Origin of the sequence: Streptococcus orisratti DSM 15617 (assembly GCF_000380105.1) — a bacterium.
In the GTDB taxonomy this organism is placed as follows: domain Bacteria; phylum Bacillota; class Bacilli; order Lactobacillales; family Streptococcaceae; genus Streptococcus; species Streptococcus orisratti.
In genome coordinates this window covers 64,051-71,238 of record NZ_KB904493.1, presented here as the reverse complement: position 1 = coordinate 71,238, position 7,188 = coordinate 64,051, and the positions used below count along the sequence as shown (strand labels likewise).

Sequence of the window (7,188 nt, the reverse complement as noted above, 5' to 3'; positions counted from 1 at the left end):
TAGTTCCTTACTATACTTCATCCAGCGACGGCTTTCCTCTAGCCCCTCAATACCAGATTCTTTGTACTTCCGAACCCAGTTCGATAGGGTGTCTTTAAACACACCATGGTGCCTAGCTAACCAGCTAAGTGATTTCCCAGCTTCCAAGTGGAGTAGAACAATTTCTAGTTTCTCAGAGACAGACTTTGGACTTCTTTTGGACATAATAAAACTCCCTTTATAGTTTCTAGTGAAAATTTTTGTTTTTTCACTGTCCACCATAAGGGGAGTATATCAATAGTCGAATGGTTTTTACGAGTGTTTTTGAGCTTTTCCTTGAAACTTTTTAAACCAATCGAATGCTCCAGCAATTAAGAAGTCTTTAGTGTTTCCACCAACTGTTTTCTCTAATTCAGACTGACTTAGTTCTTTAAACGTTTTTTCCGTTGCCATATCAAACACCTCCTCTCTCAATAATTGTAACAAAAAAGTTGGCGATAATCTTCCTAAGTCGTAAACAGTCATTTTTAAGTCGTAAACGGTAGTAAACTAGTGACGATAATCTTGATTAAGGAATAAAAACACCTTCAGCTGATTGTTTGGCGAAACCTAACTGGTTAAATATTATAATAATATTTCGGGAAATGATTGACAAATTCCAAGAGTTAATATATGCTAAATATATAATTAAGTATACTTAAATTTTTAAATTAAATAAAATGAATGGAGTTTATGATGAAAAAAACTTATTTTACATTGCTTACTTTGTTATTGTCACTTGTATTTCTAGGAGCCTGTTCATCAGGAGATAGATCGGACAGTGGTAAATTAAAGGTTGTTGCTACCAATTCGATTATTGCAGATATGACGAAAACGATAGCTGGTGATAAAATTGATTTACACAGTATTGTACCTACTGGCAAAGACCCACATGAATACGATCCCTTACCAGAAGATGTTGAGAAAACTAGCAGCGCAGACCTCATTTTTTATAATGCCATTAATTTAGAGGACGGTGGTCATGCTTGGTTTACAAAATTGGTCAAAAATGCTAAGAAAAGCAAGAACAAAGATTATTTTGCGGTCAGTGATGGTGTCAAAGTTATCTACCTTCAAGGACAAAGTGAGAAAGGCAAAGAAGATCCGCATGCTTGGTTAAGTCTTGAGAATGGTATCATTTATGCCCAAAATATCAGTAAGCGTTTATGTCAAAAAGATCCTAAGAATAAGGCTTTTTATGAAAAAAATCTGAAGGCCTACGTAGCTAAGTTAGAGGCATTAGACAAAGAAGCAAAATCAAAATTTGCTGCCATTCCCGAAAATAAAAAATTAATTGTCACCAGTGAAGGCTGCTTTAAATATTTTTCCAAAGCCTACGGCGTGCCATCAGCGTACATTTGGGAAATCAATACCGAAGAAGAAGGAACACCAGACCAACTGTCATCCTTAGTTGAAAAACTTAAAATCGTTCGTCCATCAGCGCTTTTTGTCGAATCAAGTGTTGATAAACGTCCAATGAAATCAGTTTCTAAGGATAGTGGTATTCCGATTTATGCTGAAATTTTCACAGACTCAGTTGCTAAAAAAGGCCAAACAGGCGACAGCTATTATGCCATGATGAAGTACAATCTCGACAAGATTGCAGAAGGTTTGTCACAATAGCAGAGCAACCTATATTTAGGAGGAAAAATGATTACAACAGAAAATTTGACGGTCAGTTATGAAGATGACTGTTTAGCCTTGGAAGATGTATCTGTCCATATTGAAGGACCAGCTATTGTAGGCTTACTAGGACCAAATGGTGCCGGAAAATCAACCTTTATCAAAGCTATTCTTAACTTGATTACTTACAGTGGTAAAATTTATATAGATGGCAAGGAAAATTCGGCAGATAAAGGACAAATCGCCTATGTCGAACAAAAGAGCCAGATTGACTATAATTTTCCGATGACAGTCAAGGAGTGTGTATCTCTGGGAACTTATGCAAAGCTGGGACTTTTTCATCGTCCAAGTAAAGCAGAGTGGCGTAAAGTTTTTGAAGTCATGAAACAAGTGGGACTGTCAGAATTTGCCGATCGTCCTATCAAGGCTCTGTCAGGAGGTCAGTTTCAGCGGATGCTGATAGCCAGATGTCTGGTACAGGAAGCAGACTATATCTTTTTGGATGAGCCCTTTGTAGGGATTGATTCAATTAGTGAAACAATCATCACTAATCTGCTTAGGGATTTGAAAAAGTCTGGCAAGACTATTTTAATTGTTCACCATGATTTGAGTAAAGCTCGGTCATATTTTGATCATCTTCTAATGATAAACAAGAACTTAGTGGCCTATGGAAAGGTTGAAGATATTTTCACCGAGGAAAATCTCAGGGCAACTTACGGGGACAATATTTTTCTGGGAAAGGAGAGCTAACTCATGTTTCTTAAATTTTTTCATGGTCTAGTAACCTACCATTTCTTACAGAATGCTTTGATAACAGCGCTCGTGATTGGTGTAGTAGCAGGAGCAGTCGGTTGCTTTATTATCCTACGCTCCATGTCCCTTATGGGAGATGCCATTTCACATGCTGTACTACCAGGAGTTGCTCTTTCGTTCATTCTAGGTATCAATTTCTTCGTTGGAGCCATTATCTTTGGAGTTTTGGCTTCGATTATCATTACCTATATCAAGGAAAACAGCATGATTAAGGGAGATACAGCCATTGGCATCACCTTTTCTTCCTTTTTAGCATTAGGTGTCATCTTGATTGGTGTTGCTAATAGTTCGACGGACCTTTTTCACATCCTTTTTGGAAATATCTTGGCAGTGCAAGATAGTGACATGTGGGTGACGATTATTGTTTCTATTATTGTATTAGCAGTTATGATTATCTTTTTCAAGGAATTGCTACTCACTTCATTTGATTCGACTTTGGCTAAAACCATGGGAATGCCAGTAAAGTTTTATCACTATCTTTTGATGATTTTACTGACAGTGGTATCAGTGACTGCTATGCAAAGCGTTGGTACAATATTGATAGTTGCAATGTTAATCACACCAGCAGCAACAGCGTACCTTTATGCTAATAACCTCAAGACTATGATTCTATTATCCTCAGTGATTGGAGCTCTGACATCGCTAATTGGCTTATATATAGGCTACACATTCAACATTGCAGCTGGATCTAGTATTGTACTAACAGCGACGACTTTATTTTTGATAGCATTCTTTATCTCTCCGAAGCAACTTTCTGTGAAAAAACTACGGTGATACTTGATGAAATTCAACATAGTTTATCTTTAACAGACTGAGAGGGCTGTAAATAAAGTCAATCTTCATTTGAAAACTAAAAAACGAATGACCAGAAATCATTCGTTTTTTTATAATCTTTTTCAAAATCTAAAAATGTATGAGCAAAAGAGAAGATCGGAGTGGAAAATGAAGTCACTAAATCCTGAATGGACGAATACTAATTACAAAGTTGTTGGGAATGAAATTTCAATCAATTTTGGAGTGTGGATAGTTTTTAGTTGATCCATGAGGACAATAGACTGATTGATTTTGCGTTTGAGGAAAAACTCGCGAATCGCTTCAAGTTCATTATCTTTGATTGCGCGGTATTTATTAGTAATCAACAACTCGTAGTGGTGCGGTGCCTGTGTAAAAATAACATCTGTGTTTCCTGCTGAGTAGGTTTCCACAAGTTTAGCATCAGTATTACGCAACTGATTTCGAACTAGCTCAGCATGGCTACTGGTCGTATTGATAAGTCTCATATTATCCTCCTTGAAAGTTCTTAGTCATATTATAGCACTAATTTAATAGAAAAAATATTAAATCTGATGATTTTTTTGCCACTGTTCGACTCCCCATTTATGACTTCCTCGTTTTAGTTTAGAAATGGCGTCACTGATTGGAAACCAAGCCAGTTGGTTAAAGTCTTCCAATGGAGTATCAACTTGTGTAAAGTGTGTGATTTCATAGAGATAAGCAGGATTATAATAATATTTATCGCGATGACTGGAGTAAAAGTACTCATCTGCCTGACCTAAATACTCTCCAACTTCTGCAGTAAATCCTAGTTCCTCAATAAGTTCACGTTCAAGAGCAGTCATGTGATTTTCACCAGCTTCAATTTCACCACCAGGTAAAAACCAAGCACCGTTAGGAGCCTGAACTAAAATAATTTTTGATTTCTCTGGATTAGGGATAACGGCATAGACACCGTAGCGAGCATTGTAATTAACACCGTCAATTTTTTTACCGAAGGTTGGATTGGTCATGATTTTCTCCTTTGTGATTATTATACTAAAAATAGATTAGAATTCCTATTGAAAATATCTGTAAAACTAAGAACCTGTATTCACAAGCGAAGTGCTTTTATATCAGAGATAGTTTTTCGCTAATCAAGGCATTTTTTTGAGAGAATACTGACTGTATTTTGAAAAAACTAACGATGAGTAGCTCAAAAACTAGCCTTAGATAGAGGTGCTGAACTGTGAATACAGGTTCTTATACTCTTCGAAAATCAAAATTATCCGTTGTCAACTTGCCTTGATGAACTCAAGTTCTATCGTCGGCTTCGTTTCCTAGGCTACTTTTGATTTTCATTGAGTATTACTTAAAATCAAAACTATTTTTGAAAAATGCAGTGTTAATGATATAAAAAATAAAATGAAACCAAGTAATTGTCATGCACTTTATTTTTGATCGAATGACTTTCTTGTGCAAGAAGTGATTTTAAAGAGTGTGAGAAAGTGATGTTTTGATTTTTGAAAATAGGTTATAAATCAATATTGCATTACTCTTTGAAAATTAATACAGTAAAAGCCCTTACTAAGACGACGCTCCTAGTTAAGGGCTTTGTGGCAATTACATTATTTTGTGGTTGGAAAATAAGTCATTACGGCTGATTTGCCCAACTCAAATTTATTCAGTCGTTACAGTCTCTTCTGTTTTTTCAACTTTTTGAGCTGCTTTTATGATAATTTTACCATTGCTTGTCAGGACAGCCTTGAGTTCTTTTTCTGTTGGGTGTTCCAGATAGTAATCTGTGATGGCATCCTCAATGTAATCCTGAATGGTTCGACGTAATGGACGTGCTCCCATTTTTGGATCAAATCCAAGATCAACCAGTTTTTCTTTGACCTTATCTGTTACTTGAAGATGAATTTCATTGTAAGCTAAACGTTGATTAACATCGTCAAGCATAAGGTCAACAATATGAAGGAGATTGTCCTTGCTAAGAGGCTTGAATTCAATGATACCATCGAAGCGGTTCATAAATTCAGGACTAAAGTAATTGCTGAGCTCCCCAAGGACAGAATTGGTACGCCCTTCACGAGCAGCTCCAAATCCGACACTTGCTTCAACCTTGCCAGTACCAGCATTAGATGTCATGATGATGATGGTGTCCTTAAAGCTGACAGTACGGCCTTGCCCGTCAGTTAATCGACCATCATCAAGAACTTGGAGGAACATGTGCATGACATCAGGGTGAGCTTTCTCTACTTCGTCTAGCAAGATAAGTGAATAGGGATTGCGGCGAACCTTTTCAGTCAATTGTCCAGCCTCTTCGTAGCCGACATATCCTGGAGGTGCTCCGACTAATTTAGCAACAGCATGTTTCTCCATGTATTCTGACATGTCAAAGCGAATCATGCTATCGGCAGAACCAAAAAGTTCAATAGCCAGTTGCTTAGACAATTCTGTCTTACCAACACCAGTTGGACCAACAAAGAGGAAAGATCCGATTGGGCGGTTTGGTGTACCGAGTCCGACACGATTGCGACGGATAGCTTTGGCGATTTTATCAACTGCATCATCTTGACCGATGACATGAGCTTTCAAATCAGTAGCTAGGTTAATCAGTTGTGATTGTTCTTTTTCCTTCAAATCACCGACAGGAATGTTGGTTTTTTCTTCGATGATAGCTTCGATGGTTTTTTCTGTAATGACAGGTATATCTTGCTCATTGATGGTTTGTTTTTGCATTTCCTTATATTTGGCGATTTGGTCGCGGAAATAAGCTGCGCGTTCGTAGTCTTCGTCACGTGTGGCTTGCGTTTTGAGATTTTCAGCTTCAATTAGGCGCTTGTCAATATCTTTAGGGTCAACGAAGTTGAGAGTCAAATTCATCTTAGAACCAGCTTCATCAAGAAGATCAATAGCTTTGTCCGGCAAGAAGCGGTCTTGAATGTAGCGGTTTGATAAGACAGCGGCAGCCTCAATGGCATCGTCACTGTATTTGACATGGTGGTAATCTTCGTATTTTTTTTGAATGCCACGTAGGATGGTGATGGTTTCTTCAACAGAAGGTTCATCAACCTTAACTGGCTGCATACGGCGCTCTAGCGCAGCATCTTTTTCAATAATACGGTATTCGTTGAGGGTTGTCGCTCCAACCAATTGAAGTTCACCACGTGCCAAAGCTGGTTTGAGGATATTTCCTGCATCCATATTACCATCGCCAGCAGAGCCAGCACCGACAATTTCGTGAATTTCGTCAATGAAGAGAATCACATCCTTACGGTTGCGAATTTCTTCCATCAGCTTTTGCATACGTTCTTCAAATTGCCCGCGAATGCCAGTACCTTGGACAAGACTAACCACATCAAGACGAATAACTTGTTTGCCTTGGAGTTTTTGTGGCACATTGCCATCAACAATTTTCTGAGCGAGGCCTTCAACAACAGCAGTTTTACCAACACCAGGTTCACCGATGAGAACTGGGTTGTTCTTAGTACGTCGGTTGAGAATTTCAATGACACGAATAATTTCGGAATCGCGTCCTATAACAGGGTCAATGTCACCACGGCGAGCAATATCAGTAACGTTAATGCCAAATTCCTCTAGTAGGCCTTTTGGTTGTTGGGGTACTTGTTGCGGGCGAGGTCCATTTGGTCGATGGTTATTACCTGCTCCGCCATTTCCTCCGAAATTGCCTCCAGATTGAGTTGGTGGTGTATTTGGTAAGTCTTGACCGTTAAAAGCGCGGAAATTATTAAGATCGTTGAAAAAATCATCAAAGAAAGGATTGATTCCCCCTGCTTGAGCTTGCTCGGAAGAGGTTTGTGAGCCATTGCCAAGAGCACCCAAAATAGCATTATTTGGGTCTGTTTTCATAATTTGATAACAGTTTTGACAAAGATCAATCTGTTTTTGATGTCCGTTGACATTAGTATAGAGATGTATGGTTGATTCGTTTAAGTTACAATTTTGGCAGAGCAT

8 protein-coding genes are annotated in these 7,188 nt (G+C 38.2%); 3 read left to right on the top strand and 5 right to left on the bottom strand.

Annotation, left to right across the window (positions count from 1 at the left end):
* Positions 1 to 204: helix-turn-helix domain-containing protein (locus A3I7_RS0109445; protein WP_018376159.1), on the bottom strand; the 204-nt coding region annotated here is incomplete at its 3' end.
* 87 nt (positions 205 to 291) lie between these two features.
* A complete protein-coding gene (locus A3I7_RS0109440; protein ID WP_018376543.1) occupies positions 292 to 432 on the bottom strand; it encodes a hypothetical protein in 141 nt (46 codons plus the stop codon).
* 282 nt (positions 433 to 714) lie between these two features.
* Here A3I7_RS0109440 and A3I7_RS0109435 point away from each other — a divergent pair, with 282 nt between their 5' ends.
* From A3I7_RS0109435 to A3I7_RS0109425, 3 genes are read left to right on the top strand one after another with little or no spacing between them, the layout of a single operon-like run.
* On the top strand, positions 715 to 1,641 hold the full coding sequence (locus tag A3I7_RS0109435; RefSeq protein ID WP_018376542.1) for a metal ABC transporter substrate-binding protein: 927 nt from the start codon (positions 715 to 717) through the stop codon (positions 1,639 to 1,641).
* Between the two features lie 27 nt (positions 1,642 to 1,668).
* Positions 1,669 to 2,391 (top strand): metal ABC transporter ATP-binding protein, encoded by a 723-nt coding sequence (locus A3I7_RS0109430; protein ID WP_018376541.1) that lies wholly within the window; start codon positions 1,669 to 1,671, stop codon positions 2,389 to 2,391.
* 3 nt (positions 2,392 to 2,394) lie between these two features.
* A complete protein-coding gene (locus tag A3I7_RS0109425) occupies positions 2,395 to 3,228 on the top strand; it encodes a metal ABC transporter permease (protein ID WP_018376540.1) in 834 nt (277 codons plus the stop codon).
* A 203-nt stretch (positions 3,229 to 3,431) separates the two neighbouring features.
* Here A3I7_RS0109425 and A3I7_RS0109420 read toward each other — a convergent pair whose 3' ends face one another.
* From A3I7_RS0109420 to A3I7_RS0109410, 3 genes are all read right to left on the bottom strand, one after another.
* Positions 3,432 to 3,734: a DUF1827 family protein gene (locus A3I7_RS0109420; RefSeq protein WP_018376539.1), complete on the bottom strand. Its 303-nt coding sequence runs from the start codon at positions 3,732 to 3,734 to the stop codon at positions 3,432 to 3,434.
* A gap of 57 nt (positions 3,735 to 3,791) precedes the next feature.
* Positions 3,792 to 4,241: an NUDIX hydrolase gene (locus A3I7_RS0109415; RefSeq protein ID WP_018376538.1), complete on the bottom strand. Its 450-nt coding sequence runs from the start codon at positions 4,239 to 4,241 to the stop codon at positions 3,792 to 3,794.
* Between the two features lie 646 nt (positions 4,242 to 4,887).
* A complete protein-coding gene (locus tag A3I7_RS0109410) occupies positions 4,888 to 7,188 on the bottom strand; it encodes an ATP-dependent Clp protease ATP-binding subunit (protein WP_018376537.1) in 2,301 nt (766 codons plus the stop codon).

What these genes read in the sequence shown, in the direction of transcription:
- A3I7_RS0109425 (WP_018376540.1), top strand. Translation starts at nt 2,395, where the DNA reads ATGTTTCTTAAATTTTTTCATGGTCTAGTAACCTACCATTTCTTACAG.
- A3I7_RS0109415 (WP_018376538.1), bottom strand. Translation starts at nt 4,241, where the DNA reads ATGACCAATCCAACCTTCGGTAAAAAAATTGACGGTGTTAATTACAAT.
- A3I7_RS0109430 (WP_018376541.1), top strand. Translation starts at nt 1,669, where the DNA reads ATGATTACAACAGAAAATTTGACGGTCAGTTATGAAGATGACTGTTTA.
- A3I7_RS0109420 (WP_018376539.1), bottom strand. Translation starts at nt 3,734, where the DNA reads ATGAGACTTATCAATACGACCAGTAGCCATGCTGAGCTAGTTCGAAAT.
- A3I7_RS0109435 (WP_018376542.1), top strand. Translation starts at nt 715, where the DNA reads ATGAAAAAAACTTATTTTACATTGCTTACTTTGTTATTGTCACTTGTA.
- A3I7_RS0109410 (WP_018376537.1), bottom strand. Translation starts at nt 7,188, where the DNA reads ATGCTCTGCCAAAATTGTAACTTAAACGAATCAACCATACATCTCTAT.
- A3I7_RS0109440 (WP_018376543.1), bottom strand. Translation starts at nt 432, where the DNA reads ATGGCAACGGAAAAAACGTTTAAAGAACTAAGTCAGTCTGAATTAGAG.